The 25,758-nt window shown below is 65.9% G+C and carries 32 protein-coding genes and 1 tRNA gene; 18 read left to right on the top strand and 15 right to left on the bottom strand.

All coding sequences use genetic code 11. The features are described from left to right. Positions 1-19: 19 nt before the first annotated feature. Positions 20-679 (top strand): O-methyltransferase, encoded by a 660-nt coding sequence (locus HUG10_RS06335; protein WP_179168756.1) that lies wholly within the window; start codon positions 20-22, stop codon positions 677-679. 228 nt (positions 680-907) lie between these two features. Here the strand turns inward: HUG10_RS06335 and HUG10_RS06330 are convergent, their stop codons facing one another. Next, on the bottom strand, positions 908-1,705 hold the full coding sequence (locus HUG10_RS06330) for a creatininase family protein (RefSeq protein WP_179168755.1): 798 nt from the start codon (positions 1,703-1,705) through the stop codon (positions 908-910). Positions 1,706-1,851: 146 nt separating this feature from the next. On the opposite strand from HUG10_RS06330, the gene HUG10_RS06325 reads away from it, so the two are divergent. From HUG10_RS06325 to HUG10_RS06315, 3 genes are read left to right on the top strand one after another with little or no spacing between them, the layout of a single operon-like run. Further along, positions 1,852-2,247, top strand: coding sequence for a nascent polypeptide-associated complex protein (locus tag HUG10_RS06325; protein WP_179168754.1), 396 nt, complete (start codon positions 1,852-1,854; stop codon positions 2,245-2,247). Next, complete coding sequence (locus HUG10_RS06320; protein WP_179168753.1) at positions 2,244-2,987, top strand: methyltransferase domain-containing protein; 744 nt, start codon at positions 2,244-2,246, stop codon at positions 2,985-2,987. The genes HUG10_RS06325 and HUG10_RS06320 overlap by 4 nt, the downstream gene beginning before the upstream one ends. A gap of 36 nt (positions 2,988-3,023) precedes the next feature. Then, positions 3,024-3,836, top strand: a complete 813-nt coding sequence (locus HUG10_RS06315; RefSeq protein WP_179168752.1) for a transcriptional regulator TbsP domain-containing protein — start codon at positions 3,024-3,026, stop codon at positions 3,834-3,836. Here the strand turns inward: HUG10_RS06315 and HUG10_RS06310 are convergent. Further along, the gene (locus HUG10_RS06310; protein ID WP_179168751.1) at positions 3,811-4,446 is read right to left on the bottom strand and encodes a hypothetical protein; all 636 of its coding nucleotides are present in this window, start codon (positions 4,444-4,446) and stop codon (positions 3,811-3,813) included. The two genes, HUG10_RS06315 and HUG10_RS06310, sit on opposite strands and share 26 nt — an antisense overlap. 92 nt (positions 4,447-4,538) lie before the next feature. Between HUG10_RS06310 and HUG10_RS06305 the strand changes: the two genes are divergently transcribed. The 4 genes from HUG10_RS06305 to HUG10_RS06290 all read left to right on the top strand — a co-directional run bounded on the left by HUG10_RS06305 (position 4,539) and on the right by HUG10_RS06290 (position 7,345). Next, positions 4,539-5,078 carry a transcription factor gene (locus tag HUG10_RS06305; protein WP_179168750.1) on the top strand — a complete coding sequence of 180 codons (540 nt, stop codon included), beginning with the start codon at positions 4,539-4,541 and terminating at the stop codon, positions 5,076-5,078. Next, on the top strand, positions 5,078-5,749 hold the full coding sequence (locus HUG10_RS06300; RefSeq protein ID WP_179168749.1) for a DUF2110 family protein: 672 nt from the start codon (positions 5,078-5,080) through the stop codon (positions 5,747-5,749). The genes HUG10_RS06305 and HUG10_RS06300 overlap by 1 nt, the downstream gene beginning before the upstream one ends. After that, positions 5,746-6,531: a DUF5803 family protein gene (locus HUG10_RS06295; RefSeq protein ID WP_179168748.1), complete on the top strand. Its 786-nt coding sequence runs from the start codon at positions 5,746-5,748 to the stop codon at positions 6,529-6,531. The genes HUG10_RS06300 and HUG10_RS06295 overlap by 4 nt, the downstream gene beginning before the upstream one ends. 124 nt (positions 6,532-6,655) lie before the next feature. Next, entirely contained in the window at positions 6,656-7,345 is a 690-nt protein-coding gene (locus HUG10_RS06290) for a competence/damage-inducible protein A (RefSeq protein WP_179168747.1), read from the top strand. Between the two features lie 57 nt (positions 7,346-7,402). Here the strand turns inward: HUG10_RS06290 and HUG10_RS21995 are convergent, their stop codons facing one another. The 3 genes from HUG10_RS21995 to HUG10_RS06280 form a co-directional block, all read right to left on the bottom strand. After that, positions 7,403-7,525, bottom strand: coding sequence for a hypothetical protein (locus HUG10_RS21995; protein ID WP_281375711.1), 123 nt, complete (start codon positions 7,523-7,525; stop codon positions 7,403-7,405). Between the two features lie 94 nt (positions 7,526-7,619). Next, on the bottom strand, positions 7,620-8,441 hold the full coding sequence (surE, locus tag HUG10_RS06285; RefSeq protein ID WP_179168746.1) for a 5'/3'-nucleotidase SurE: 822 nt from the start codon (positions 8,439-8,441) through the stop codon (positions 7,620-7,622). Positions 8,442-8,505: 64 nt separating this feature from the next. Continuing rightward, positions 8,506-8,892 carry a PRC-barrel domain-containing protein gene (locus tag HUG10_RS06280; protein WP_179168745.1) on the bottom strand — a complete coding sequence of 129 codons (387 nt, stop codon included), beginning with the start codon at positions 8,890-8,892 and terminating at the stop codon, positions 8,506-8,508. 95 nt (positions 8,893-8,987) lie between these two features. Between HUG10_RS06280 and HUG10_RS06275 the strand changes: the two genes are divergently transcribed. Continuing rightward, positions 8,988-9,305 (top strand): DUF5798 family protein, encoded by a 318-nt coding sequence (locus tag HUG10_RS06275; RefSeq protein ID WP_179168744.1) that lies wholly within the window; start codon positions 8,988-8,990, stop codon positions 9,303-9,305. 181 nt (positions 9,306-9,486) lie between these two features. After that, a complete protein-coding gene (locus HUG10_RS06270) occupies positions 9,487-10,467 on the top strand; it encodes a PLP-dependent cysteine synthase family protein (protein ID WP_179168743.1) in 981 nt (326 codons plus the stop codon). A gap of 97 nt (positions 10,468-10,564) precedes the next feature. On the opposite strand, the gene HUG10_RS06265 is transcribed toward HUG10_RS06270, so the two are convergent. The 4 genes from HUG10_RS06265 to HUG10_RS06250 form a co-directional block, all read right to left on the bottom strand. Then, positions 10,565-11,761, bottom strand: coding sequence for a sensor histidine kinase (locus HUG10_RS06265; protein ID WP_218780652.1), 1,197 nt, complete (start codon positions 11,759-11,761; stop codon positions 10,565-10,567). Between the two features lie 177 nt (positions 11,762-11,938). Then, positions 11,939-12,361: a CoA-binding protein gene (locus HUG10_RS06260; protein ID WP_179168741.1), complete on the bottom strand. Its 423-nt coding sequence runs from the start codon at positions 12,359-12,361 to the stop codon at positions 11,939-11,941. Positions 12,362-12,485: 124 nt separating this feature from the next. Next, the gene (locus tag HUG10_RS06255) at positions 12,486-13,094 is read right to left on the bottom strand and encodes an RAD55 family ATPase (protein ID WP_179168740.1); all 609 of its coding nucleotides are present in this window, start codon (positions 13,092-13,094) and stop codon (positions 12,486-12,488) included. A gap of 124 nt (positions 13,095-13,218) precedes the next feature. Next, entirely contained in the window at positions 13,219-14,061 is an 843-nt protein-coding gene (locus HUG10_RS06250; protein WP_179168739.1) for a geranylgeranylglycerol-phosphate geranylgeranyltransferase, read from the bottom strand. A 106-nt stretch (positions 14,062-14,167) separates the two neighbouring features. Here HUG10_RS06250 and HUG10_RS06245 point away from each other — a divergent pair. Then, positions 14,168-14,242 (top strand) — tRNA-Arg (locus HUG10_RS06245). 314 nt (positions 14,243-14,556) lie between these two features. Here HUG10_RS06245 and HUG10_RS06240 read toward each other — a convergent pair. Beyond that, positions 14,557-15,468, bottom strand: a complete 912-nt coding sequence (locus HUG10_RS06240; RefSeq protein ID WP_179168738.1) for a helix-turn-helix transcriptional regulator — start codon at positions 15,466-15,468, stop codon at positions 14,557-14,559. Between the two features lie 149 nt (positions 15,469-15,617). Here HUG10_RS06240 and HUG10_RS06235 point away from each other — a divergent pair, with 149 nt between their 5' ends. Genes HUG10_RS06235 through HUG10_RS06225 form a run of 3 tightly spaced genes read left to right on the top strand, consistent with a single transcriptional unit; the run spans position 15,618 to position 18,278 of the window. Beyond that, positions 15,618-17,051 (top strand): FAD-binding oxidoreductase, encoded by a 1,434-nt coding sequence (locus tag HUG10_RS06235; RefSeq protein WP_179168737.1) that lies wholly within the window; start codon positions 15,618-15,620, stop codon positions 17,049-17,051. After that, on the top strand, positions 17,044-17,286 hold the full coding sequence (locus HUG10_RS06230) for a DUF7512 family protein (RefSeq protein ID WP_179167592.1): 243 nt from the start codon (positions 17,044-17,046) through the stop codon (positions 17,284-17,286). Before HUG10_RS06235 ends, HUG10_RS06230 begins: the two co-directional genes overlap by 8 nt. Before the next feature lie 29 nt (positions 17,287-17,315). Further along, a complete protein-coding gene (locus HUG10_RS06225) occupies positions 17,316-18,278 on the top strand; it encodes a sulfite exporter TauE/SafE family protein (RefSeq protein ID WP_179171010.1) in 963 nt (320 codons plus the stop codon). Between the two features lie 228 nt (positions 18,279-18,506). Here the strand turns inward: HUG10_RS06225 and HUG10_RS22150 are convergent, their stop codons facing one another. The 4 genes from HUG10_RS22150 to HUG10_RS22265 all read right to left on the bottom strand — a co-directional run bounded on the left by HUG10_RS22150 (position 18,507) and on the right by HUG10_RS22265 (position 20,341). Then, positions 18,507-18,725, bottom strand: a complete 219-nt coding sequence (locus tag HUG10_RS22150; protein ID WP_179171009.1) for a HalOD1 output domain-containing protein — start codon at positions 18,723-18,725, stop codon at positions 18,507-18,509. Between the two features lie 83 nt (positions 18,726-18,808). Next, positions 18,809-19,117, bottom strand: a complete 309-nt coding sequence (locus tag HUG10_RS22270) for a DUF7344 domain-containing protein (RefSeq protein WP_449272360.1) — start codon at positions 19,115-19,117, stop codon at positions 18,809-18,811. 231 nt (positions 19,118-19,348) lie between these two features. Further along, positions 19,349-19,864, bottom strand: a complete 516-nt coding sequence (locus HUG10_RS06215; protein ID WP_179168736.1) for an Lrp/AsnC family transcriptional regulator — start codon at positions 19,862-19,864, stop codon at positions 19,349-19,351. Between the two features lie 117 nt (positions 19,865-19,981). After that, on the bottom strand, positions 19,982-20,341 hold the full coding sequence (locus HUG10_RS22265; RefSeq protein WP_449272359.1) for a DUF7344 domain-containing protein: 360 nt from the start codon (positions 20,339-20,341) through the stop codon (positions 19,982-19,984). A gap of 442 nt (positions 20,342-20,783) precedes the next feature. Between HUG10_RS22265 and HUG10_RS06210 the strand changes: the two genes are divergently transcribed. After that, a complete protein-coding gene (locus HUG10_RS06210) occupies positions 20,784-21,194 on the top strand; it encodes a universal stress protein (protein ID WP_179168735.1) in 411 nt (136 codons plus the stop codon). A gap of 169 nt (positions 21,195-21,363) precedes the next feature. On the opposite strand, the gene HUG10_RS22090 is transcribed toward HUG10_RS06210, so the two are convergent. Then, the gene (locus HUG10_RS22090) at positions 21,364-22,692 is read right to left on the bottom strand and encodes a hypothetical protein (RefSeq protein ID WP_179168734.1); all 1,329 of its coding nucleotides are present in this window, start codon (positions 22,690-22,692) and stop codon (positions 21,364-21,366) included. A 429-nt stretch (positions 22,693-23,121) separates the two neighbouring features. Here HUG10_RS22090 and HUG10_RS06200 point away from each other — a divergent pair, with 429 nt between their 5' ends. The 3 genes from HUG10_RS06200 to HUG10_RS06190 all read left to right on the top strand — a co-directional run bounded on the left by HUG10_RS06200 (position 23,122) and on the right by HUG10_RS06190 (position 25,731). After that, positions 23,122-23,898, top strand: a complete 777-nt coding sequence (locus HUG10_RS06200) for a mechanosensitive ion channel family protein (protein WP_179171008.1) — start codon at positions 23,122-23,124, stop codon at positions 23,896-23,898. A gap of 191 nt (positions 23,899-24,089) precedes the next feature. Then, positions 24,090-24,518 carry a DUF7539 family protein gene (locus HUG10_RS06195; protein ID WP_179168733.1) on the top strand — a complete coding sequence of 143 codons (429 nt, stop codon included), beginning with the start codon at positions 24,090-24,092 and terminating at the stop codon, positions 24,516-24,518. 223 nt (positions 24,519-24,741) lie between these two features. Further along, a complete protein-coding gene (locus HUG10_RS06190; protein WP_394354985.1) occupies positions 24,742-25,731 on the top strand; it encodes an AI-2E family transporter in 990 nt (329 codons plus the stop codon). Positions 25,732-25,758 lie beyond the last annotated feature (27 nt).

Raw genomic sequence — 25,758 nt, 5'->3', positions numbered from 1 at the left:
CGGGGTGGTCCATCGACGCATGGTCCTCTCCGACGACGTTACGAGGTTCGTTCGCGCCACCGGCCCCGAACACACCGACGTGCAGGAGCGCATGGACGAGTTCGCCAGCGAGCACCACTTCCCGAACATCGGCCCGGACGCGGGTGCCGTCCTGTGCATGGTCGCCCGCATGACCGACGCGGAGGCGGTGTTCGAGTTCGGTTCGGGGTTCGGCTACTCGGCCTCGTGGTTCCTCCGCGGCGGCGCCGACCGCGTCGTCCTGACCGAGTTCGACGCGGACGAACTCGAACGGGGGGAGGAGTTCCTGTCGGAAGCCGGCCTCGCCGACCGCTGTTCGTTCGAGCACTGCGACGCGATGGACGCCATCGACCGTTACGACGGCCCGTTCGACGCCGTGCTGATCGACCACGAGAAGGAGCGCTACGCGGACGCCTTCGAGGCGGTCGCGCCGAAACTCGCGGAGGGGGGCGTGGTGATCGCGGACAACGTCATGTACGGGCCCATCGACTTCGACGCTGTACTCGCACACCTCGAGGGGGAGGACGGCGCGATCGATGCGGACGACGAGGAGTCCCGTGGAATCGCGGAGTACCTCGACACCGTCTGCAACGCGGACGGGTTCGAGACGGTCGTGCTGCCGGTCGGCTCGGGACTCGCGGTCACGACGAAGGTCGACTGACCGCTCGACTCGCCGCGTCCGGCGACGCACGATCGTTCGCGGCCATCACTACCCGTCCGTAGGTTCAAATACCGAACCGGGACCATCCCTCGCGTGCGCTGAGAAGTCCCGTCTGGCGCTCGCGATTGCGCGGCGTCACGCCGGACGGAATCGCCCCGAGCACGACGAGACGCCGGCCGCGTGCGAGGGCGGGGAGAAGCGACGCCGCCTGTCAGCACGCACAGACCGTCACGAGCGCCGGCTTCCCGGCTGGGGGTCGACGTGCGGTTCCGGAATGAGCTCGTCGAACTCTCGGTCGTCGAGCCACTCCAGCAGGCGCACCAGCTGGTCGCTCGCCGCCTCGAACAGCTCCGCGCCGACCTCCGCCGTCGCGTCCGTCTGGTCGCCGAAGACGCCGTTCGCCGAGTTGTCAGCGCAGTCGTAGTACGTCCGCGCGCCGAACTGCCGGGTCTCCTCCGCCGTGAGTTCGAGCACCCCGCCGTCCCGGGCCGACTCGAGTTCCCCCTCGCGGACCAGCTCCGGCGCGATGTGCTGGATCATCGCCGTCTCCTTCGGGCCGCCGTGGGGGCCGTTGTGCGCGAACACTTCGCGAACGAGCCGGGGGATTGACTCGTCCCACATCCACTCGATCGCGTAGGCCGTCCGGTCCCGCCTGAGGCGCCCGCCGACCTCGCGGAGGTGGGGAACGTTGCCGCCGTGGGCGTTCACGAACACGACGCGGTCGACGCCGTGGTACGTGAGGTTGCGCGTGAGGCTCTCCACGTAGTCGCGGAAGACGTCGGGTTCGACCCACATCGTCCCGTGGAACTGCCGGTGGTGCCCGGAGACAGTGATCCGCACCGGCGGGGTGCAGACGAACCCGGTCCGGTCCGCCGCCTCGCGCGCCAGCGCCTCGGCGATGAGCGCGTCGGTCGCCAGCGGCAGGTGGGGGCCGTGCTGCTCGGTCGACCCGAAGGGTACCATCGCCACCGACTCCTCCGCGACGTAGTCCCCGAGTTCGGGCCACGTCCGTTCGGCCAGTTGCATGGACGATGGCTGGTCGCCGCAGGGCTTCAAACGATGGGATGGTAGCGTTCGTGCCGCCTCCGTCACTCCTGGGGCTGCGGGGGGATCCCGTCGCGTCGCAGACGCACGTCGCCACGCTTTTGCTCCACGCCGCCGACGAATCGGGCATGTTCGGAGGCGGCGGCATGAATCCGCGGAAGATGGAACAGATGATGAAACAGATGGGCATCGACGTGACCGAGCTCGACGCAGAGGAGGTCATCATCCGAACGGCCGACGAGGAGCTCGTGTTCACCGACGCGCAGGTCACGCGCATGGACGCCCAGGGCCAGCAGACGTACCAGGTCGTCGGCGACCCCGACTCCAGCGAGCGAGGCGGGAGCGACGACGGCCCGGCGATCGAGGGTGAAGACGACGCGTCCGGCGAGGGCGCGGCCCCGGAGATCCCCGCGGACGACGTGGAGATCGTCGCACAGCGCGCCGGCGTCAGCTCCGACGCCGCCCGCGAGGCGCTCGAAGCGGAGGACGGCGACCTCGCTGCTGCCATCTCGCGACTCGAGTGAGCGACGCCGCCGTCCTCCTCGTCCACGCGGACTCCGACAGGGAGTACCTCCGCGCGCCGGGCGAGGAGCTCCAGACCGACCTGGGCGTCCTGACCGTCCCCGAGGCTCCTCGACCCGGCGAGACCATCGAGACGCACCTCGGCGAGACGTTCGCGGTGCGGCGCCTCCGCGGGCCGGACCTGTTCAACCACTTCGAGCGCACGGGGGCGCCGATGATGCCGCGCGATATCGGCCTCGTAATCGGCCACACCGGCGCGCAGTCGGGCGACAGGGTACTCGACGCAGGGACTGGGACCGGCGTGCTCTCGGGGTATCTCGGCCGCCTCGGCGCGGAGGTGACCACCTACGAGCGGGACGCGGAGTTCGCCGAGGTAGCCCGCGGCAACATGGCGCTCGCCGGCGTCGCGGACCGCGTCGACGTCCGGACGGGCGACGTGCTCGAGGACCTCGAGGACCTAGCCGGGGGCGAGTTCGATCTGCTCACGCTCGATACCGCCGACGCCGCCGCAGTCGTCGAACGCGCGCCGGACCTGCTCACGAACGGCGGGTACTGTGCGGTGTACGCCCCGTTCGTCGAGGACGCGCGACGGGCGGAGGAGGCGGCGAGGGGGGCAGGGCTGCTCGGCGTGGAGACGCTCGAGACCATCCAGCGGGAGCTCCACGTCGACGACCGGGGGACGCGCCCGAGCACGGCCGGCGTCGGACACACGGGCTATCTCACTTTCGGGAGGCGAGGATAGTGAAAATTAAAGTCCCGAGCTCGCCGATACGGTTCCATGCCCTCGCGCCCGCTCGACGCGACGCCCTCCGTCGCCGAGACGCTGCTCGCTGAGACGCGCAATCCACTGTTCGTCTCCCCGCCGGTCCGGCTCGCCCGCGCCGTCGCCTGCTCGCTACGGACCGGGGACGGGGAGGCCAGACTCCTCCTCACCCCCGACGAGGCGTCGTCGCTGTTCGGCGAGTTCCGTGCGGCCACTGCGGCCGCGCAGGCGATCGACGACGGCCGGCTCGCGGTCCGGACCACGGACGAACTGACCGAGAGCCTGACGCTCGGCCACGGGGCGGTGTGGGTGCACGTCCGCACGGACGACCACATCAGCTCCCTCTCCACCACGGACGACGAGGCGACCGACGCGTTTCGTGAACCGTTCGAGGAGAGGTGGGACGACGCGGGGACGTACGCGGTGGACGTCCCCAGCAGACGGGTCCTGCTCGACACCTTCGGCGACCGATGGCCCGACGCGGCGGACACACTCTCCGGGGCAATCGAGGGCGCGGGCGCCCTGTGGGCCGACGAAGCCGTCGACTCGGTCGGCCTCTGCACCCTCGTGGGTGCCCGCCACGAACTGTTCTCCATCGAGCTCGGCGAGTGGGCCCGCGACATCGGCTTCTCCAGCCGCACGGAGGTCGCCCGCGCGAAGGAGCGGCTGACGGAGGCCGGAATCGTGGAGACGCGGCGCGTCCCGAACGGCGTCGGCCGCCCGCGCCAGCAGCTCGAACTGGCGGACGACGAGTTCGCGTCGGTGCCGCCCGAGGATCTCGTTCCGGCAGCCCGCGAACGGATCACTCGCGGTGCGTCTCCCGAATGAGTTCCTGCAGGTCGACCTCGAACCGATCGGGTTCGAGGTGGCGCTCTAGCGCGTGGGCCGTCTCCGGGTCGGGTGCGTCGCGGACGGTTTCGGGGTAGGCGCCGCCGGCGAGCACGTACCCCTCGTCGACCGGCCGGACCCCCGCCAGTCCACGCGTCCGGAGCGACACCGACCCGACCGAACAGGCCGCCGCGTACTCAGCGAACCGCGAGCGCTCGTCCCCAGTGGATCGTCCGTCCTCCCTGAGACGCTCGTCGAGGTCCCCTCCTCCTTCGGCACGATCCGTGCGACGGACGTCGGCGAATCCGCGTTCGGCCAGGGTGTCGCCGAACCCGTCGAGCACCCTGCCGGCGACGAACGCCGTCAGGGCTCGGGAGCGGGGAACCGACGGGCGGTGCGCCAGTCGGGCGGCGACGAAGATCCGCCACGGCCGGTCGAGACCGGTGTCGTCGTAGATTCGGTGTCGGAGCGCCCCGTCCTCGTACGCCACGCTGTTAGCGTCGACGGCGACGAGGCGGGCGTCGAACGGCGTCCACTCCGCCCGCTCCAGTTCCGTCCAGCCCTCGCTCGCGAGCCGGTCGACCGGCACCGTCGGCGGCCCGACGGGCATACCCATCGAGTGGGTCGCTCGGGGCATAACTGTAGGGCGGCGCGGACCAGGTATTCGGAGCTTTTAACCGAGCCCACGTCCGTCATTCGACAATGGCTTTTGAGGAACTCCTGGAGGACCCGGTCATCCAGAAGTACCTCCACGAACTCGTCGGCCCCACGGGCATGCCCGTCGCGGCGGCGCCGCCGGACGGGGAGGTAACCGACGAGGAACTCGCGGAGGAGCTGGGACTGGAGCTGAACGACGTGCGCCGGGCGCTGTTCATCCTGTACGAGAACGACCTCGCCTCCTACCGGCGGGTCCGCGACGAGGACTCCGGGTGGCTGACCTACCTCTGGACGTTCGAGTACGACAACGTCCCGGAGAACCTCGAGGAGGAGATGTACCGGCTGCTCGAGGGGCTCGAGCAGCGGCAGTCCTACGAGGACGACCACCAGTTCTACCTCTGTGAGGTGGACTCCATCCGCTTCGAGTTCGAGGAGGCGATGGAGTTCGGCTTCGAGTGCCCCGAGTGCGGGTCGCCCCTCGAGTCGATGGAGAACAGCCGGCTCGTCGAGGCGATGGAGTGGCGCATCGACCAGCTCCGCGACGAACTGAACGTCGACCACGACGACACCGAGGCCGGCGCGTAATGGTCGTCATCGCGACGAAGTGCTACGTGTCCGGCGAGGCCCGCGATCGGGCGCTGGACGGGATGAGATCGCTCGTCGCCAACGACCTGGGGGAGCTCGACGTCGAGTACGAGGTCGGGGTCCGCCGCGACGACTTCGTCTCCGTGACCGTCGAGGGCCCCGACGCGACGGTCGCCCGGAACGTCCTCCGGGAGCAGTGGGGGGAGATCACCGACCACTTCGAGGACGGCGGGACGTACTACGGCACCCTCGAGGGGTGGGACGACGACGGCTTCACGCTCGACGCCGGTCGAGAGTTCCGCGTCCCCCGGGAGGGGCTGGGGCTTGGAACCGGGTCGCCCTCGCAGATCCGCGACCGCTTCGGGCTGGTCCAGCACCTCACCCTCCGGTTCGTCTACCACGAGGACGGCGCGAACGAACTGGCCGAGGCCGAGCAGGACCGACTGTACGACTGGACCCGGGGGAACGGCCGCGTCAACGTGAACAGCGCGACCCGCGGCGAGGTGCGCGCGACGGTGAACCGCGCGGGGCACGCCCAGGACATCGTCACGGTCGAGCGGCTGGGCCTCCTCGAACAGAGCATCGTCTGCACCGAGGGGACCGACCCGCCGGGGCTGCTCGCGTCCATCGGCGGGTATCTCCCCGCGGAGTTGAAAGCCGTCATCCCATGAGCCGCCGCCGGGTCCTCGCGCTCCTCGCTCTCGTCGGGATGCTCCTCCTCTCCGGCTGTCTCGGCTTCTTCGGCGACGACTCCGTTCCGGCCGACCGGCTGGACGAACAGCCGGCCGGCGACAGCTACGCGTGGAACGAGAGCGTCGACGTCCACGTGACCGTCACGAAGGACTCGTCGTTCCAGGCCGTCTACCGGATGAACGACACCGAGATCGAGCTGTACCGGAACGACGGCCTCGGCGGCCAGAACCCGCTCGACGTCCGCGCGGTCAGGTACCGCTACCCGAACGGGACGGTCATCAACGGCACGACGCTGGCCGAACGCGGGAGCGTCCAGGAGACCCGCGACGAGGTGACGATCCGGACCCCGGTCGATGGTGGAAAGCTCGCGGTCACGGCGAGCAGCACGCCGAAGCGCTTCTCGCTCCCGACGTACGTCGACGGCTCCTACGAGGTCGTCCTCCCACCGGGGCGCCGCGCGTCCGCACCGATCTTCGGTCGCATCTCGCCGGGCCCGACGACGACGAGCATCGACGACAACGACCGCGTGCACATATCCTGGGAGAACGTCACCTCCGACGCCGTCCTCGTGCAGTTCTACCTCCAGCGCGACCTCGGCCTGTTCGGGGGGCTGGTGGCCGTGTTCGGCGTCGTCGCCATCGTCGGGCTGGCGTACTTCCGGCGGCAGATCCGCGAACTGCGCGAGACCCGCGAGGAGATGGGCCTCGACGTGGACGTCGACGACGACTCCGGACGCGATCCGCCGCCGGGCATGGGGTAACGACCCTCGGCACGTCGGCGATCGATGGTCGGGACGACGACCGGCGGCGGAGGGGTGTTTCTCGTCTCGCGATGTCCCGACCCTCGCCCGCGAACTTATGGCCGCGACCCTCGTCTCCCGGTTCATGAAGGCAGCCATCGTCACCGTGGGGGACGAACTGCTCACGGGCGACACCGCCGACTCGAACGCGACGTGGCTCGCGGGTCGCCTCGACGAGCGCGGCGTCGCGGTCGAGCGCATCACGACGGTGCCCGACCGGGTCGCCGACATCGCGCGCGTGGTCAACGAGTTCCGGGCGGAGTACGACGCGGTCATCGTCACCGGCGGCATCGGGCCCACCCACGACGACGTCACGATGGAGGGTGTCGCCGCCGCGTTCGGCCGCCGGCTGACGCGGAACGAGGAGGCGCTCGACTGGCTGCTTGAACACGGCGGCTACGCGGCCGGCGACCTGACCGACGGGACGACGAAGTTGCCCGAGGGGGCGCGACCGCTCAACAACGAGGTGGGCGTCGCCCCGGGGTGCGTCCTGGAGTCGGTGTACGTGTTCCCCGGCGTCCCGGCCGAGATGGAGGCGATGTTCGAGGGCGTCGCGTCCGAGTTCTCGGGTCGGGTGACCTACACGGCGACGGTCGAGGCGGCCGAACCCGAGTCGACGCTGATCGACCGGCTGGCGGCGGTCCGCGAGGAGTTCGAGGTGTCGGTCGGCTCGTACCCCGGCGAGCACGTCCGGGTGAAGCTGACGGCAGGCGACGAGGGCGAGGCCGAACGGGCGGCCGCGTGGCTTCGCGAGCGCGTGGAACCCGCAGAGTAGGATCGGTCGGCCGAACCCGGCCGAGCGATCGCGGACGATCTGTTCGTCGGGAGCAGATCAGCTGTACAGGTGGAGCAGCCAGGCGACGGTGATGAGCAGGCTGGCGACGAGCACGACCGTCGCCGTCTCCGTGACGGGCAAGCTCGGCGCCTCCGTCTGGGCGAGCAGGAGCGGATTCATCGTGCGCGAGGCTTCCGACTGGCACCGCATAAGCGTGTCCAAATTGGCGGAATCCTCGCGGGGACGGCAGCGTTCCCCGTCAGTGCCGCCCCCGTCAGCCGGCGTTCCCGTCGATGCCCTCCTCGTCCGCGTACGACTCCGCGAGCGCGTCGAGCGCGTCGTGGTGTCTCGTCGTGTGCGGCGCCGTCAGCGGCGAGACGGAGACGCGGCCCTCAACTACCGCTCGCCGGTCCGTCCCGACGGGGTCCGGAACGGAGCCCTCCTTCATCCGTTCCCAGATGCCGTCCCGGAGGACGATGGCGTCCCCGTCGCGCTCGGCCGTCATCTCGTACAGCGTCGAGGGGCGGGTGACCTCCATCGGCGCCGGCGACCCATCGGGCCACGGCGCGTTCACGTTCAGGTACTCGGCCGTGTCGAACACGCCGGCCTCCTCGGCGTGTTCGGCGAGGTAGCGGGCGGCGCGGGTGACCTCGCGGTAGTCGTCCTCGGTCACCTCGAACTCCCTGTACGCCTCCCCCGACCCGGCGGGGACGTACTGCGAGACCGCGATGGCCGGCACGTCGAAGAACGCCGCCTCGACGGCCGCCGACACTGTGCCCGAGCGGCCGAGGACGTACGCACCGAGGTTGGCGCCCTTGTTACACCCGGCCAGCACCATGTCGACGTCCGGACAGAGCGACTCGAGGCCGACGACGGTGCAGTCCGCCGGGGTGCCGTCGATGGCGTAGCCGAGTTCGTGGTCCTCGACGGTGACGTGGCCGGACAGCGACCGGCCGACCGAACTGCGGTCGTCCGCTGGCGCCACGGCGATCACCTCGCCGATCGACGAGAGGGCGTCGTACAGCGCGCGGAACCCGGGGCTCTCGATGCCGTCGTCGTTCGTCAGGAGAAACCGGGGCTCGCCGCTGCGACTCATTGGCAGGGCGTGGTGGACGGCGGGGAAAAGCACGTCGGGTTTCGGCCGGTTCCGGGACGCCTGGTTACGGCACGAGGTCGCCGTCGCGGTCCTTTCCATCTTGCTCGTCCGGATAGGGGCCCGCTTCGTCGGGGATACCGTCCGACGGCGATTCGATCGACGTTGGCGAGTCCACGGTCGCCCCCCCACCCCCGGCCCAGTCGACGGGTTTCGAGAGGACGACGACGTCGCCCACGGCGCGGACGTCGCGATAGGGGACGCGGAGTCCGGCCGCGTCCTCGGGGAAGGTGCCGACGATGGGTTCGTTCACGTCCTGGAGCGCGAGCGCCGGCCGCTCGCTCGTCTCCAGTTCGACCACGATGTCGACGACGCGGCCGACGTAGCGGCCGTCGGCGGCGTACACCTCCTTGTCTGCGAGGGCCGTTACGGGGGCCACGGGACCAACTGTCATGACAACCAGCCGAACGATGGGGCCCCACTTAATGGCTTCCTCACGGCGTCCGAGCCACCGCAAGACACAGGGGGACCGGGACGTATCCCCCGGGTATGGGATTCGGAAGCACGGCGAAGAAGATCCAGACCGTGGCCGACACGGCCGAACAGCTCTACGCGAAGGTGAACGAGGTACGCCAGCAGGTCGAAGAGATGCGGGAGACGGTGACCAACACCGAGGAGCGCGTCGAGCGGCTCGAGGGGGAACTCGCAGAGCAGCGCGCGCTCGTCGCTGCGCTCGCAGAGGAGCAGGGGATCGACCCGGAGTCGGTCGTCGCCGAGGTGGACGACGAGGTCGAGGACGTGGACGTCGAACCGGACGCCGTGGACTCCGCCGACGCCGACGAACCGGCCGGCGCGGAGACGCCCTGACCGATACGGCGCACGCCCTCCTTCGCCTCGCTACCGCGTCCGCGACCCGGAACGGGCTACCCCTTCAGCGTTCGAGTCGACCCGGAGTCGTCCGGTTTCCGACCGGTTCACTCCGACCGATTCTATCCGACCCGGCCGCCGGATAGCAAGATACGTAACCCGGGGCAATGTTTGCCAGCGTATGACCACCCACCGGGAGCCCCTCGACTCCGTGCTGGAGGCCGTGGGGGAGACGCCGCTCGTCCGAGTACACGCCTCGCCCGATTCGGTTCCCGTATACGCGAAACTGGAGTCGTTCAACCCCGGCGCCTCGGTGAAGGACCGCATCGGGAGGTACATGCTCGAGGCGATGCTGGCCGACGGCACCCTCGAACCCGGTGGCACCGTCATCGAGCCGACGGCCGGGAACACGGGTATCGGGTTCGCGGTCGCGGCCGGCCAGCTTGACGTGGACGCCGTCTTCGTCGTCCCCGAGCGGTTCAGCGTCGAGAAGCAGCAGCTGATGCGCGCGCTCGGCGCCGAGGTCATCAACACGCCCAGCGAGGACGGCATGGGTGGCGCCATCGACCGCGCGCACGCGCTCGCGGACGAACTGGACGGCGCGGTGGTGCCCCAGCAGTTCGAGAACCCGCTGAACACCGAGGCGCACTACGAGACGACCGCGCCGGAGGTGTTCGAGGCGCTCGACGGCGAGGTCGGCGCGGTCGTCGCCGGCTGCGGTACCGGGGGAACGCTAATGGGCCTCGCACGGTACGCCCTCGAACGGAACCCGGACACCCACGTCGTCGCGGTCCAGCCCGAGGGGTCGACCTACGGCGAACTGTTCGGCGAGGACGCGGAGGAGGGCGAGTACAAGACGGAGGGGATCGGCACCCACGACGTCTCCACCAACGAGCTGTTCGACCCCAGCCAGGTGGACGACCTGAAGACCATCCCCGACGAGGACGTCCATGAGGAGATGGCACGACTGGCGAGCGAGGAGGGCCACCTGATCGCGTCGAGCTCCGCCGCGAACTCGCTGGCGGCGCGGCAGGTGGCGCGGGAGATCGAGCGCGGCGAGGTCGACGTCCCGCACGACTCCGTGGTGACGGTGTTCGCGGATTCGAGCGAGCGCTACCTCTCGAAGGGCGTGTACCGCTCGTTCGAGGAGTGGACCGGGTGACAGTCGAGTCCGGGCAGTCCGTGTGACGGAGGGTCCGGAAAGTGTGGCCGAGGGTCCGGCACGTGTGATGGACGATTTGGGACGCCTGCCGGAGGAGCTACGTCGGGCGGTCGCCGGCCGCCTGCAGCGTGAACGAGAACGTCGTTCCCTCGCTAGGGTCGGAGTCTACCCGGATCGTGCCGCCGTGACGCTCGACGATGCGCTTGCAGAGCGCGAGGCCGATCCCGGTGCCGGCGTGCTCCTCCTGGGTGTGGAGTCGCTGGAAGATCTCGAAGATGCGGTCGGTGTCCGCAGGATCGATGCCGATCCCCTCGTCACGGACGGACACCGTCCACGTCGCCCCGGTTCGATCGGCGGAGATTCGAACGCGGGGCGATCCGTCGCCGCTGTACTCGATGGCGTTGCTCAACAGGTTCTGGAGCAGTTGACGCAGCTGATTCCTGTCCCCCTGGACGCGGGGTAGCGCCTCCGATTCCACGGTGGCGCCGCTCTCGGTGATCCGCACTTCGAGGTCCTTCCTGACGTCGGCGAGCACCTCGTCGAGTTCGATCGGGGTCAGCGGCTCGCCCTGCGTCCCGACCCGAGAGTACGCGAGCAGCCCGTCGATCATCGCGCGCATCCGGTCGGCGCCGTCGACGGCGAACCCGATGAACTCCCTGCCGTCCTCGTCGAGGGAGTCGCCGTACCGCTGTTCGACGAGCGTGAGGTAGTTCGTGATCATCCGCAACGGCTCACGGAGGTCGTGGGAGGCGGCGTAGGCGAACTGTTCCAGGCGTTCGTTCGACTCCTCGAACCGCTCGTTCGCCCGTTCGAGTCGCCCCACCGTCTTCTGGAGTTCCGCCTCGGTTCGCTCGAGTTCCCGGTTCCGCCGTTCCAGGTCGACGGCTCTTGTCCTCGCGAGCGCGTCGTAGACGCCGACCCCGTACCCGGCGACGCTCCCGAACGCCGTGAGGACCAGCAGGCCGCGGATCGGTTCGCTGATGCTCTCACCCGGCTCGAACTGGTAGACGACCAGGCTGACGTACATCAGCCCGGTGCCGGCGAGACACCAGCCGGCGACGGTCGGGTAAAACGTCGGGTCAATGTCCGTTCGGGGCAGCCGATAGCCGCCGTAGACGAGTCCGAGCCCCGGAAGGCCGATGAAGAGCGAGACGAGCAGCACGTTCGAGACGGGCCGTCCCAGGGCGAGGTGCTGGATCGCCCACCCCGACGCGAGCGCGACGTACAGCCCCCCGAGGCCGACGATGGTCCGCCTCCCCCAGGCGGGGGACGTGAGGTTCCTCCAGCGTGTCACTCTCGCCCGTCCGTAGCGCTTCCACATCAATTTCGTGCTGCCAGGTGGCGTCGACGGCTATCCGCTCCGCGGGAAAGTCGGCCACCGTGATGTTCGGCTACGCGTCCGGGTCGGGGGCTCGGCCGTCGCTGTTGGGGCGACCCCGACGACGCTCCGGGCGCGAACGATGAGCCGCCGTCAGTCCATCAGCCGGGCGTACTCGACCTTCATGCACTTGTCCTGCGTGGCGAGGAGGCCGGCGTCCTCGACGCGAGCGAGCGCCTCGTCGTCGGTGATGCCGAGCTGGAGCCATACGCCGCGGATGTCGTCGCGATCCTCCTGTCGGTCGAGCACCTCGTCGACGATACCGGCGACCTCGTCGCTCGGGCGGAACACGTCCACGAGTTCCACGTCCGCCTCGACCTCGGCGAGCGAGTCGTACGCCTCGCGCCCGAGGATCTCGTCGGCGTAGGGGTTCACCGGGATTACGTCGTAGCCGTGCCGCTGGAGGTACTGCGGGATGTCGTGGGCGGCCTTCCCCGGCGTGCTCGAACAGCCGATCACGGCCACGGGGTCCATCGAGAGCAGGTCGCGGAGCCCCTCGTCGTCGGTCACGGGCATGGGCGGTCGTAGGGCCGCCCCGGCGAAAAGGGTTCGGCGGCACTCGGATCCGGCGGGTCTTGGACTCTGGCGGCGCTCGGGTACGGTGGCAGCACGGAGGAAGCGTCGGACCCCGAATCGCTCCTCAGGCGTCGGCGAGCCTGACCGCGTGCTCGCCGTCCTCTGCGGTCTCGATGACGCCGTCGAACAGCTGTTTCAGCGTGTTCATCGTCTGGTCGTCGTGGGCCGTCGAGTCGATGCAGTACACGCCGAACCCGTCGACGCTCTGGATGCGGCCGGTGAACACGTGGAGGAAGCGGAACACCGTCTGCAGGTCCGAGTACATCAGCAGCGTCGACAGCGAGTGGAGCATCACGCGGTTGCGCGTGATGCCGCGGTCCTTGTAGAAGCTCTCGAGGAACTCGGAGAGCTTGATCCCGACGCCCGTGAGGTCAACGGGGGAGGAGGTGTACTTCACGTACTCGTCGTCGCGAACGTCGCCGACCCCCTGCTGGCGCGTGACGGTGTCGACGACGGCCACCGGCTTCCCCTCGTAGTCGACGCGGCGGCCGAGCCGGTCGAGCAGCCGGTCCGCGCCGTCCTTCGTGGTCACGATGATGGCGCCCTCGCCGTCCTCGACGCCCTCCGCGAGGATGTCGAGCGCGAGCTCGCGCTTCCCGCTCAGCGGCGGGCCGGTGATGAGGACGTTCGAGCCCGGGTCTATGCTCGACCCGAGCGCCTCGACGTCATACATGGTCGACTCCCTCCCCCGGTTCGGGGACGGTCCACGACTTGCTGGCGGAACGGGACCTCCCGATGGGAGTCATTGGTCGTTAGGTCCATGCTGTGAGCCTGTATTATTCTTTTTGTTTGCCCTCTCAGCCGGCGACGGCGAGCCGTCCGACGACGAACGCGGTCGCGGCGAGGAACGTCCCCCGTTTGAGCCACCGCTGGGCGGTTCCCGGGTCCCTGAAGCCCCACGCGGTCGCCCCGACCATCACCGCGTCAGCGGGCACCACCAGCGCGAGGTACGCGACACCGAACGTCCCCCGGGCGTAGGGGAACGCGCTCGCCGCCGCGCCGATGACCATGACGGCGACGGCGAGAGTGAGCGTCGCCCGCTCGCCGGCGACGATGGGCAACGTCCGGAGCCCCTCCTCGCGGTCGCCGGCCACGTCCTCGACGTCCTTCACGAGCTCGCGGGCGAACGTCGCGACGGCCGCCAGCCCGAACAGCACCCAGACGTCCGGCCCGAGCGCCCCCACCGCAGCGGCGCCGAAGAGGAACGTGCTCCCGGTGAGGTACGCGACGACCGCGTTGCCGACGCCGGGGAGCCCCTTGAACAGCTCCGTGTAGGCGAGGAGCGCGAGCAGGTTTACGACGGCGATGGCGAGCGCGAGCATCGGCAGCGTGGCCGCGGCGACGACAGCGCCGAGGAACAGCACGCCGGCGAACGTCGCCGCCGTCCGGGGCGTGACCCGGCCGCTCGGAATGGGTCGATCCGGCCGGTTGACGCGGTCGATGTCGCGATCGAAGTAATCGTTCGCCGCGTTGCCCGCGGCGACGGCGAACACGGTCGCCGCGACCGCCAGGGTGACGGGAATCGGCTGGAGGCCGCCGCCGACGAACGCGCCGATGAACGTGAGCGCGCCCGCGGCGACGGCGTTGCCGGGTCGGGTGAGTTCGAGCAAGCCGCCCGCCAGCGCCCGCGTGTCCCCCATGTCGTCACCGTGTCCCGCCGGTGTCGTGATAAATGACGCGACACGGGTCTCGGCGGTCGGGCCGAAACGCGGGAGTTAAAGGCGACCCGAGTGTACGACGGTGTACGGGCGCTTAGCTCAGCTTGGACAGAGTACCTGGCTTCGGACCAGGCTGTCGCGGGTTCAAATCCTGCAGCGCCCATTCGTTTTCCGAACGATTAAAATCCGACATGAGGCGGTAAGTCGCTTATAAAACGACTTTGGCTGCCGGATTTGATTTCGTTCGATGGTCGAACGAACGAGTAGCTATCACCAGAATTCGCGTACATCCAGACTGGTGACTACAGAGAAAACCAATCGCTTACTGATCCGAAGTTCCGCTGATGTCGTAGATGCGAGGTGCAGTTTTGACGTTCGACCTGTAAACAGGACACAGACTTGGAAAAGTAGCAGGTGTCGCAGTCGTGGGGCGTAACGGGATGCACGACGAGTTCTTCCGCCCACACCGAGAGCATATCACCGAGTCAGATCCGTCTTCTCATCGAGCGGGTTCGAATCTGCTCTGACCGATGTGTAGACGCGCTCCGCCCACTCACACGCGATCGGCGAATCCGTATCGACGAACACCTGCATGAGACCGGTGGTTTCGTCGTAGCCGCCGATACCGACACGCTCGTCGAAGAGAGCGAGGCCGTACGGCAGTTCATCACGCGTCCGGAGTGTCAGATGCCCGCGGTCGATCGATTCCTGGGCGCGCTCCGGGTACGTCTCGAACAGTTTCTCCACGATATGTGGAAGATAGATGATCTCGGTGTCGGTATCGTCGAACACCCGCTGGTGGAACTCGCCGAGGACCAGCGGAGCCATGTGCGTCGTATTGAACCCCCGAAACGTCTCCGACTCGTCGACGAGTGCGATGAACCGCTCGACCGGCCTGTAGGGATCGTCAGGTTCGGCGACGGTGATCGTCGCGTCGACGAACGGTTCGACGACGAACTCCCGGTGGTCCTCACAGATCACGTCGAGAAGCGGGGTCAGTCTGTGCGCCGTCCGTATGTTCGCTTCGAACCGGAGCACCTCCTCTGCGACGACCTCGCCGCGCCAGGTCAGTTGGAATCGCCCATCGACTTTCTCAACGAATTCGTGCTCGTCGAGCCACTGCGTGTAGCGGTGGCTCGTCGCCCGCGAGACGTCGAGTCGCTGTTCGATCTCCCGGCGATCGAGCGGTTCTTCCAGTAGCGCTTCGAGGATGGGTTCGAGTCTGATGATGTCTCCGAGGAGTTCTGTATCGATGCGATCGCCCGCGGCGTCCAGGCGCTTGCCGAGATAGCGGCGGTTTCGCTCGTTTTCCAGGATCGCCTCGAAGACCGGCGAGCCAGGTGGCGGGCGGCCATCGTCCTCCAATCGGTCGTCTTGGTCAGGGATCATGTGGCCCACTCGCTAGACAGTGGCTGTCACTGATAGTAACTCTATCCCGTACGCGCTCTGGAATTCGTCTCACTGCCTGAAACGGTACTCTCGACACCGAACTCCACTCGATGGGTGAGGCCAATACCCGCGCTGTCGTCCACTTCTGCATGGCACAACACGTCATCCCCGCCGAACGGATCGAACGGTTCGAAGCAGAATTCCACGGCGGCCTGATTCGTCCCGACGACGCCGACTACGACGACGCGCGCACGGTGTGGAACGGGATGATCGACAAGCGTCCGGCCCTGATTGCGCGATGTCGAGGCGTCGGAGACGTCATCAGCGCGGTGGACTTCGCGCGCGAGAACGATCTCCTGGTCGCGGTACGTGGCGGTGGCCACAACGTCGCCGGAACCGCCGTCTGCGACGACGGGCTCGTGATCGATCTCTCCGAGATGAGGGGCGTGTGGATAAACCCTGACGCACGGACGGCACGGGTCCAGGCCGGTGCCACGTGGGCGGATGTGGACCGCGAAACCCAGGCCTTCGGGCTGGCAACGCCTGGAGGGGCCGTCTCGGAGACGGGGGTCGCTGGATTGACGCTCGGTGGTGGCATCGGTCATCTCCGCTGCGAGTACGGCTTGACCTGTGACAACCTCGCATCCGTAAATCTGGTCACGGCGGGCGGCGAGTACATGACCGCCAGCGGGGACGAGAACTCGGACCTCTTCTGGGGACTCCGTGGTGGCGGCGGCAACTTCGGGGTGGTCACCGGCTTCGAGTTCGACCTCCACCCGGTCGGCCCGGACGTGGCGATCTGCCTCGTGTTCTATTCGGGTGACCGGATGGTCGAGGTTCTGGGAGCCTACCGCGACTACGTCGCGGATGCGCCCCCGGAAGTAAGCTTGCTCACTCTGTCCGGTGTGATGCCCGACGAGGACCTCTTCCCAACAGATGCGGTGCTCGAATCCAAGATAGCGATCGCGGGCTGTTACGCGGGCCCGGTCGCGGACGGCGAACGCGCACTGGCACCCTTGCGAGGGATCGCCGAGCCGATCGCCGACTTCAGTGAACCGATGCCGTACGTCGAGTTCCAGCAACTCTTCGACGAGGACTACCCCGACGGGATGCGCTACTACTGGAAGTCACTGTACCTCGACGGCCTGTCGGAGTCCGCCATCGATCGAATCGTCTACTGGTCCGATGTGGCACCTTCACCGCTCTCGACAGTGGATGTCTGGCAGTTGGGTGGCGCAATCGCCCAGGTTGGCGTCGAGGACAGCGCGTTCGCGGGGCGACACGCGCCCTTCCTGCTGGGCGTCGAAGCGAACTGGGAACGCCCGGAGAACGACGACGCCAACGTCGAGTGGGTGCGGGACTGTCTCGACGACATGCGCCAGTTCTCGGACGGCTCGGTGTACCTGAACTTCCCGGGATTCCTCGAAGAGGGCGACGACATGATGCGGTCCACGTTCGGACCGACGTACGAGCGGTTGGTCGCGCTAAAGGACGAGTACGACCCGACGAATCTGTTCAGCCTCAATCAGAACATCGCGCCGTCCGAAAACGTTCGAGCCGACGGTGGAAGATGCCATGAGTGATAGGGACGCCGGATTCGCGGCAGTCTGGAGGGTATCGACAGCCTCGAACGTACTGTTGGGTGTACTGGTATTATCGCTGAGCGTCCTGCTGATCGGCCCCGTGTTCAATGAGTCCGGGCGGGCCGCTGCCACGGTCGGTTACGTCCTGGCGGAAGCGCTCGTGCTGTACGTCGGATACGGGGCGCTGGCGCGGGTTGCTAGCCCGGCCGCCCGTGAGATACTCGTGAGCACCTGACCGTGGAACTCCTTGGCCTCGGTATCTCGATGATCGGTCTCTTCGTCGGATTCGGCCTGCTCATCGGCATTCTCTTCGGGTTCTTCGGGATGGGCGGGTCGTTCCTCGTGACGCCAGCGCTGTTGGTGATCGGATATCCGGCACCGGTGGCCGTCGGGAGCGGACTCGCGTTCGTCTTCGGCACCAGTGTCATTGGTGCGCTCAGACACCGTGATCACGGCCAGGTCAGCTACAAACTGGCGACGGTGATGATTCTCGGACTGACGTTCGGTATCGAGGTCGGCACCCGGGTCGTGTTCCTGCTTGCGGATCTCGGCAGCGCCGACGTCGTCATCGGCGTGGTGTACGTCGGACTTCTCGGTGCCGTCGGCCTCACCGTCCTCCGAGATGCCCGTACTGACGGTACAGATGCGGGAACGGGCCGAGTCGCTACCAGGGTTCGGGCCATCCAGATCCCGCCAATGGTGTCGCTACCTGGCGGTGCGACCGTCTCAGTGTGGGTTATCCTTGCTGTTGGGTCGGCGATCGGCGTTCTCTCTGGATGTCTCGGCGTCGGTGGGGGATTCCTTCTGCTCCCCGTCATGGTCTCCGGGTTCGGCATACCCGCTGCAATCGCTGCTGGGACCAGTATCCTCCAGATCTCGGTTTCGGGTGCGTTCGGGACGTTCGTCTACGCCCAGTCGAACGCCGTCGATATTCCCGTTGTCGCCGCGTTACTCGGCGGGAGCGCGCTCGGTGCTCGCATCGGTGCGAGTGCGACACGGCTGGTAAACGAGGCTGACATCAAGGGATACTTCGCAGTGATGCTGCTCTCGGGGAGTGTCGACACCGCAAGTAAGCAGGTGAGTGTCGCATACGGCGTTGGGATGCTTGGAACTGGGAGTACAGTCCTCATCTTCGGAACCGCGGTCGTGGTCAGTGGTGCGATCGTCCGCACGTCGATCGCTGCGCTCAGAGAGAATCGAGAGCGTGGGTCGTCACTGACCCACTAATAACCGGTATAGTTCGACAGGAGCGGCCGAAGTCCGAACGGTAGACCATCCCGGCCCCGTGGTTTCTCATACCGTTCGTTCGGCAGTAGCTGATGTGATTCGTTCGAACTCATCCAGGGTTTTCCTCCGTCATGTTGTACAGCAGTAACAACTTGCGTGATACGCGACGAAGCTAAACGGTAGCCCTGCTCCGTCGTCTCGGTACACCCTATTGCAAGAGGAGATGATTCAACTTTCGAGAATCACATCTCCACCTCCGGTCACGGTTCCGTCGTAGCCACAATGCGAGAACATCACTGGGTCTGCCGTATTCTCTCTCCCCGCGAACAACGAGTCCAGGGCATCCGGGTCGAGGACTGAGTACAACTGCTCGGGAAGATCGGTCGGGCCGACAGTCAACTCCCGGGGGACGGATTCAACGACGATCGCACTTGCTTGTTCCCTTATTGGAGTGGAAACTGGTAGGACCGTGGGAACGGCTGGCTGGACTCCATCGAAGTACGTCGGTTCGTTATGGGACTAGCTGAGTGTTACCGCTGTTCCACGAGTTCCCCGTCGGCGCAGTCGACGACGACTTCGAGGAGCGGTCGGATCTCCTCGAACCGTGACCCTCGGCAAATCTCGTGTGTATTCTCGTTCCATCGGACGAAGCCATAATCCACGAGTTTGGGCAGATGCGTGTGATACAGCGCCATCCGTTGACGGTCGGGGTCGTCCGCTCTCGAATCCCTATCCGTGGGAACGTGAATGGTGTCCTCGTGGGAACGTGATTCGAACAGCTCGACCAGGAGCGTTCGTCGGTGCCCGTTCGCCAGCGCATCGAAGGTGAAGTCGTTCATGATCGCTGAGGGGGTCCCAAGCGAGAGTCGGTCGGTTTCTCGACCGGCCTCACTTCCTCATCGAAGGGATGCACTGACCGGTAGATAACGATGTTGTGAACGTAGGCAACCACGTTCGAGTATCCGCAATTACAGGGCGTAGAATCACGATTTCTGTTCTGAGGGGTGTGTATTCTCTCAAGATATCACTGGAAATCTGTGGAAAACACACCACGCCACGAGTGCGGTCACCTACGACTCGGTGTCGTCCACATCCCCTTCGCCGTGCGCGTCCTCCAACTCCGACCCCTGCAGGAAGAAGTGGTTGAACGGCTGCACGTGCCGGCGTCGCATCATCTCCGAACTATCGATTTCGATTCCGATGTCGTGAATGGCATCGGTGATTCTGGTGATGTCGGCCGTGCTCGTCCCGACGACGTCGACGTGGACGTTCCGACGGCCGGTGAGCATCTCGCGAACGTCGATGACGCCCTGAATGCCCCGAATTTGCTCCGAGATGTCGGGGAGTTCGGTGGGTGGTGCACTGATGACGAACGTCACCTGTAGCGGGAGATTGGCCGCTTCGTAGTCGATCTCCGGGTGGTAGCCTTTGATGATCCCGTCCGCTTCGAGCTGGTCGATTCGGTTGCGAACGGTGCTCGGCGAGACGCCAGCGGTGTCGGCGATGTCCTGTGCTGTCGTGTTTCGAGCATCTCTCTGCAGCAGATAGAGAATACTCCGATCGACATCGTCCAGGTCACGACCCATAGCTGACCTACGGTGTGAGGGCTCCTAACACGTTCCCTCCTCGCGCTGGAACGCTGTTGTCTCGTTGTCTAATCCCTACCAGTAGATTCCCGGGAGGATTGGCCGGTCGGCTGGGATCTACCAGGCAGGAGAATCGGTCAGAACTCCACATCCATCTGTTGGCTCGCGGTTTGGAGGCAGTCCAGCAGGGATTTCAATTCGGAATGCCCCCCGATACTGGACCGTGTTCGATTCCGGGTCGTGGGTCACGACATCGGCGTCGGCGAGCCTGGGGAGGATCGAGTGGTGTGACTGGATCACGACCCGGTCTGGTTCCCCATCGGACCCCGTGCTGAGTTCGCTCGCGAGGTCACTGATGGAGAACACCTCCGCCGACTCTGCTCTCATGCAGGTGATCGCATCCCTGCAGCGTGAGTTTGCGAGGGGGCTCAGTAACTGGTCTACCGTCTCAGTAGGAATTGATCGCTGGTGGTCCATGGTGGGGTTCGCTCGGGACAGCGGCCGGATGAAATCCGTATGCGAACCACGAGGCGTTCCTCGGGAATGGACGGCAGCCACGCCGTCAGTACGTCTTCCACTGCCTGTGAGAGCGGATGCATACTGTGAGATCTCGGGAGCTGTAGAGGGTCACACGTGCGTCGACGATCGAGCTCGTCCTTCACCCCTGTCATCACACTACGCCAAGGAAGGGGCCCACCGAAATGTAGCAGTCGTCACCGACCGGTGACCGACTGCGAAGTAGACTGCTACTGAACCAAACGAAATTCAAGAGCGTGATCGAGACCGTACTTCGCTCGGTGTTGTTCTCGGCGTTCGAGAGTTCCTTTCAGGAACAGACGACGTCGGCCGAGCTAAATGCCGGGCGCGTAACGGTCACGGTCGCCAAGTCGCTAAAGGGAGTCGCCGTCCAAGGAGGCGTATGGGAACGATCTTCGTCGCGTTCGGGGGTTCCGAGCACCGGAGCAACGTCCTGGAGTTCGCCGTTGAACAAGCAGCAGTGAGCGACCACGACCTGTTCGTGTACCACGTTCAGGAGTCGGAGGAGGAGTCCGTCCAGCAGATCCGCGACGAGATCGAGACGGTGATCCGGCGAACGGCTCCGGACCTTACCTTCGAAGTGGAGATCGATACGAGAGGTGGGTTCTCGGATCGGACGAACGTCTCGGAAGAGAAACTCCTCACCGACGCGATACTGGACTCCGACCGAGACTACGAATTCGTCGTCATGGGTGACCGTGAACACGACTTCCTCGACGACCTCATGCACTCCAGTATGACGGAAACGGTTCTCGAAACACACGCCATCCCCGTCATGTTAGTCCCCGTTTGATCGATTGGAATCCTCTCTGATGGCGGTTCGGTCCACCAGTCGTTCGGACGCTTTCCGGCCGGCATACGCGAGCTACACGCCAGTTCGGTCATCGAGCCCTCGGGTGACAACGGTCCACTTCACATAGCCATCGAGGCTCGGTAGCTGTCGCAGGAGGAGGGAGAGTGGATTACTTACCGACTGACAACCGGACTTCGTCGTCGGTGACTCGGTCGATGTTCTCGTCCTCGATGGGATAGTTCCCCTCGTCGGCGTCACCCCAGCCCAGCGTCGTCTTGATTCGGTCGACGAGTCCTGGTTCGGGGTCGATGTATGCCGTACTCCCGCTCACCTCTTCGACCATACCCACCGCTTCGCCTCCAGCGTCCACGACTGGCTTCCCTTCGTCGTCCTCTGTGAGTCCTGTCCGCCCGTCCTCGCTCCGTTCGGCCTCGGCCTGCTCAGCCTCGGTGGCCTCGGTCTCGTACTCCGTCACACCAACGGGGGCTGCCTCTGTCTCCAGGTCTTCGCTATCGACGAACGCCGTCTCAGTGGGGTTGCTCGCGTTGATCTCGATCTGAACGACCTCGCTCTCGTCGAGTTCGCCCCGGATCACTTTTCGCTCGGTAACGTCGTCCTCCACGGTCCGCCGCTGGATGAGCTGTGTTCGGACGACGTCGTCGCTGTGGAACTCGCTTTCGATGGATTCACTCTCGACGACCTCCTCGGCGTCGGCCTCCGTCTCGATGAGATCGCTTTCCAGAAGTGAACGCTGGAGGCCATCGATTTCGATCGAACTCTCGAGGGTCTCGGATTCCACCTCGTCGGTCTCGGTGACGTCCACGTCGACGATCCTGCTCTCGATGGTCACGCGCTCGAGCACCTCGCGAGTGACCGACCAGTCCTCCTCGACTTCGACCTCGACGCCGATCGGCCGGGGGAGTTCCTCCCGAAACCCGCCTTCGAGCCGGCTCATATCCTCGAACCGGGACTGGTCAACTTCGTCGAGCAGGTCCCGATCGAGCACGTGGGAGCCGACGATCTCCCTGGAGAGCAGTTTGACATCGACGACACGGCTATCGAGCTCCTCGGTATCGACGATCCCGCTCTGAACCGTTGCACGCTCGACGATCGTCCGATCGATGACGGTCGTCTCGGTGAACTCGCTCGTGATCGTCTCCCCTGCCAGCAGACGCTCATCGAGCTCGGTGGTCTCCACGGGTTCGTGGGCCAGTACTTGGTCGCGGCCAACAACCTCGAACAGCCGGTCGGCGCTCTCGTCGTGGAAGACGATTACGAGCCCGAACTCCTCGACATCCTGGAAGAACTCGTCCCAGTGGAGCGACTCCATCGTCTCGGTTTGCTCGGTCTCGGGGCGCAATTGGTAAGGGACCGCGGCTTCGTCCGCGTCTGCGGTTTCGGTTGTACGGACGGGAGTCGCGTCGTACATCTCGGCCCATTCCCTGATCGTTTCACGATCCATCGTCAATTTTCGTTCCTCGGTGTCTTCTGCGGTCATATTTTCCACGTATTCCAACGTCTGGCGGGGGCATAACTGTCAGTTAAGATTTGCAATCCCGTTACTGGTCAATTCGCTGATTGTCACCCGGAAGGTCACAGTACGTATCGCAATGGTCGGTCCCACCGGAAGATGATAGATTACCAATTCCTTCGGGGTTCGATCAGCAAGTGATAGTTTAGACGCTGCGCCGGTACGGGAGAGTTACTGCCAGTCACCATGACAGGCGAAATAAACTCGGCGCTGCCCGGGAGTACCTCCTTGGCCTCGTTCCGACTCCGTGGGATCGCTGCTATATTCGATGCGAAAAGGCGAAACGTCTCACCTCGATCGGCTGTAGTCGGCGATACGACGTCCAGTAACAAGATTGGGTTACTGAACTCTCGGTACTTTCTAACTAACCCCGTCGGCGACGAATCCCTCTGTGTGATGTTTACAGCAACGCTACAGGGTCACGTACTCCAGGTATCCGTGCCGGGGTTCCTCGAGGAGACGATCGCGGGGATAGTTGCGTTCGCTCCCCGACTGCTGGGGGCACTCGTCATCCTCCTGATCGGCTGGGTCGTCGGTGTCGCCGTCGCGAAGGTGGTCCGAGCGGTGGCCGATCGCGTCGAACTCGACCGAATGGTCACGGAGACGCCGCTCGGAAGCCTCCTCGGCGGGTCGGAAACTGCCGTCGCGAACGCGTTCGGGGGGCTCGCGAAGTGGTTCGTCTACGCCATCGCGATCCTCGCTGCGGCGAACGTGCTCGCGATTCCGCTGCTCTCGGAGTGGATCGGGACGGCCGTCTCCTATCTCCCGGCGTTCGTTGCCGGGCTTCTGGTGATCGTCCTCGGGTTCGTCGTCGCCGACTTCATCGGTGACGCGATCACGCGGACCCGAGCTGCCACCCAGACGGCGTACACGTCGTGGTTCGCAACGGGGACTCGCCTGTTCCTCTACTTCACCGCGGTCGTGATCGGACTCGACACGATGGGCATCGACGTCAGTATCCTGTTCGTGTTCGCTAACGCGGCAGCATGGGGACTGGCCGCTGCGATCGCCCTCGGCGCCGGACTCGCCTTCGGGTGGGGCGGACACACCTACGTCGAGGAGAACCTCCCGAACTGGGCCGGCCGCGCATCCTCGGCATCGCCCGCACCACAGGGCTCACCCCGCGCTGACGGCGGCGAGCAGCACACCTCGGATGACGACGTAGACGACTGATCCCCCGGCGGCCGCGACGAGGGAGGGATCGTGACTTCGTCGGTCGTCACGATGCTTGTGATCGCGTTCTTCCGGGGCGTCCGACTGTGACCCAACGGTCCGTCTCGGTAGTCGAGCCGTCACACCCCGAACCCCGGACCGGTCGCAGGCTGCGTCCGAACCTTGATTGACCTGGCCGTCGTCTGGGGAGCATGGCTGAGTTTCCGGACGAGCGACACCTCGTCGTCCAGGCGCGCGCACATCTGGACCAGTGGACGAGAACTGCCCGGGCGGAGGCGTACGCTGAACTGTTCGAGGGCGACGATCCAGTTGTCTCCTCCGAAGAGGTGCGGCTCCTCGACGCGCTCGATTCCGAACTGGAGCGACAGGGGGGTGACGGGGTCTGGGGGACCGATCAGTACGGGATCCACACGGCCGGGACATCGAGTTCGGACACCTCGCTCGGCGTAGTCTGCGTGTATCACCCCCAGATTACGAGGGACTCCGTTCTTCGCGGGGTCGACGAACTCGACGATGAGACCGAAGAGCGACTCAACGCCGCGCTCTGGACGTACAGCGAGCGTGTTGCGACGCTCATCGAAGAGGAACTCGACGAGTTCGTCCGTCGAACGCAGAGCTAGGTCTCACCGGATGTACACCCCATGCACCCTCCACGTGAACGACGAATCCGGCGCGTGAGGGGATCTGATGCGACTGCACCTGTCTCGATTACCGGGGTCCGGCATCACTGATGGTCACTCGTAGGGGTCCGATTCTGTCCATTCAAGCCAAGAGCACGGATGTCGTAATGGGGACATGACTGAACAGGGTGATCGTCGACGTAGACTTTCGGACAATGCCGGATTGTCGATCTTGGCGGCGGTAAGCAGCGTTCTCGCCGCGCTCCTCGTTCTCACACAGCTTCAGTACGTCCTGCTCGCGATCGTCCTCGCATACGTTCTCGCTCCCGCACAGCGGAGACTCGAGCGTCGGATGCGCTCGGATACGGCTGCCCTCACCCTCATCTCGCTCTCGGTATTCTTGCTTTTCATCCCGGTTGCATACGTCCTCGCGGTCGCAATTCAGCAGGGACTCGGGCTCCTGACCGCCATCCAGGAGGGGAACCTCAGTCCCGACACGATTCAGGAACAGTTCGAAACCATCGGCTACGTGATCGACTTCGAGCTGTTGTACGCGACGTATCAGGAGCCGATCGCCACTGGGTTGCAGCGTCTCGCGACCGGCGCAGTAACCGTCATCGGAGGTCTCCCTGGCGTGCTGATCGGGCTCACCGTGACGGTCTTCGTACTCTTCGCGTTGTTGCGGGACGGTGACCAGTTCGTCACGTGGCTGCGATCGGTCGTCCCCGTCTCCGATCGTGTCCAGCGGGAACTGCTCGGTGAACTCGACACCCTCATGTGGGCGTCCGTCATCGGGAACGTCGCTGTCGCGGGGGTCCAGGCGGTACTGCTCGGCATCGGATTGGCGCTCGTTGGCATGCCGGGGGTCGTGTTCTTGACCGTGGCGACGTTCATCCTCACGCTGCTCCCGCTCGTTGGGGCGTTCGGTGTCTGGCTTCCGGTTTCGGGCTACCTGCTCGCGATCGGTCGCCCCCTCGCAGCGGCCCTCCTTGTCGTCTACGGGTCGGTGGTCAGCGCATCGGACCTCTACCTCCGCCCGGCGATCATCAACCGGAGCGGAGCGCTCAACGTAGCGACCATCGTCGTGGGGATCTTCGGAGGAATCGTCCTGTTCGGGGCGATCGGCCTGTTCGTCGGCCCGGTCGTCCTCGGCGGAACGAAGGTCGCCCTCGACCAGTTTGCACGGGAGCAGATGAACTCGACCACCGACTGATCGGGATCGTCCCCCGCCGTCGATTCT

Origin of the sequence: Halorarum halophilum (genome assembly GCF_013401515.1) — an archaeon.
Taxonomy (GTDB): Archaea; Halobacteriota; Halobacteria; order Halobacteriales; family Haloferacaceae; genus Halorarum; species Halorarum halophilum.
This window is presented reverse-complemented; position numbering and strand designations above follow the sequence as displayed.

Coding starts and splice junctions, on each gene's coding strand:
- HUG10_RS06335 (WP_179168756.1), top strand. CDS start 20: ATGGTCCTCTCCGACGACGTTACGAGGTTCGTTCGCGCCACCGGCCCC.
- HUG10_RS06330 (WP_179168755.1), bottom strand. CDS start 1,705: ATGCAACTGGCCGAACGGACGTGGCCCGAACTCGGGGACTACGTCGCG.
- HUG10_RS06325 (WP_179168754.1), top strand. CDS start 1,852: ATGTTCGGAGGCGGCGGCATGAATCCGCGGAAGATGGAACAGATGATG.
- HUG10_RS06315 (WP_179168752.1), top strand. CDS start 3,024: ATGCCCTCGCGCCCGCTCGACGCGACGCCCTCCGTCGCCGAGACGCTG.
- HUG10_RS06310 (WP_179168751.1), bottom strand. CDS start 4,446: ATGCCCGTCGGGCCGCCGACGGTGCCGGTCGACCGGCTCGCGAGCGAG.
- HUG10_RS06305 (WP_179168750.1), top strand. CDS start 4,539: ATGGCTTTTGAGGAACTCCTGGAGGACCCGGTCATCCAGAAGTACCTC.
- HUG10_RS06300 (WP_179168749.1), top strand. CDS start 5,078: ATGGTCGTCATCGCGACGAAGTGCTACGTGTCCGGCGAGGCCCGCGAT.
- HUG10_RS06295 (WP_179168748.1), top strand. CDS start 5,746: ATGAGCCGCCGCCGGGTCCTCGCGCTCCTCGCTCTCGTCGGGATGCTC.
- HUG10_RS06290 (WP_179168747.1), top strand. CDS start 6,656: ATGAAGGCAGCCATCGTCACCGTGGGGGACGAACTGCTCACGGGCGAC.
- HUG10_RS21995 (WP_281375711.1), bottom strand. CDS start 7,525: ATGAATCCGCTCCTGCTCGCCCAGACGGAGGCGCCGAGCTTGCCCGTC.
- surE (WP_179168746.1), bottom strand. CDS start 8,441: ATGAGTCGCAGCGGCGAGCCCCGGTTTCTCCTGACGAACGACGACGGC.
- HUG10_RS06280 (WP_179168745.1), bottom strand. CDS start 8,892: ATGACAGTTGGTCCCGTGGCCCCCGTAACGGCCCTCGCAGACAAGGAG.
- HUG10_RS06275 (WP_179168744.1), top strand. CDS start 8,988: ATGGGATTCGGAAGCACGGCGAAGAAGATCCAGACCGTGGCCGACACG.
- HUG10_RS06270 (WP_179168743.1), top strand. CDS start 9,487: ATGACCACCCACCGGGAGCCCCTCGACTCCGTGCTGGAGGCCGTGGGG.
- HUG10_RS06260 (WP_179168741.1), bottom strand. CDS start 12,361: ATGCCCGTGACCGACGACGAGGGGCTCCGCGACCTGCTCTCGATGGAC.
- HUG10_RS06255 (WP_179168740.1), bottom strand. CDS start 13,094: ATGTATGACGTCGAGGCGCTCGGGTCGAGCATAGACCCGGGCTCGAAC.
- HUG10_RS06250 (WP_179168739.1), bottom strand. CDS start 14,061: ATGGGGGACACGCGGGCGCTGGCGGGCGGCTTGCTCGAACTCACCCGA.
- HUG10_RS06240 (WP_179168738.1), bottom strand. CDS start 15,468: ATGATCCCTGACCAAGACGACCGATTGGAGGACGATGGCCGCCCGCCA.
- HUG10_RS06235 (WP_179168737.1), top strand. CDS start 15,618: ATGGCACAACACGTCATCCCCGCCGAACGGATCGAACGGTTCGAAGCA.
- HUG10_RS06230 (WP_179167592.1), top strand. CDS start 17,044: ATGAGTGATAGGGACGCCGGATTCGCGGCAGTCTGGAGGGTATCGACA.
- HUG10_RS06225 (WP_179171010.1), top strand. CDS start 17,316: ATGATCGGTCTCTTCGTCGGATTCGGCCTGCTCATCGGCATTCTCTTC.
- HUG10_RS22270 (WP_449272360.1), bottom strand. CDS start 19,117: ATGAACGACTTCACCTTCGATGCGCTGGCGAACGGGCACCGACGAACG.
- HUG10_RS06215 (WP_179168736.1), bottom strand. CDS start 19,864: ATGGGTCGTGACCTGGACGATGTCGATCGGAGTATTCTCTATCTGCTG.
- HUG10_RS22265 (WP_449272359.1), bottom strand. CDS start 20,341: ATGGACCACCAGCGATCAATTCCTACTGAGACGGTAGACCAGTTACTG.
- HUG10_RS06210 (WP_179168735.1), top strand. CDS start 20,784: ATGGGAACGATCTTCGTCGCGTTCGGGGGTTCCGAGCACCGGAGCAAC.
- HUG10_RS22090 (WP_179168734.1), bottom strand. CDS start 22,692: ATGACCGCAGAAGACACCGAGGAACGAAAATTGACGATGGATCGTGAA.
- HUG10_RS06200 (WP_179171008.1), top strand. CDS start 23,122: ATGTTTACAGCAACGCTACAGGGTCACGTACTCCAGGTATCCGTGCCG.
- HUG10_RS06195 (WP_179168733.1), top strand. CDS start 24,090: ATGGCTGAGTTTCCGGACGAGCGACACCTCGTCGTCCAGGCGCGCGCA.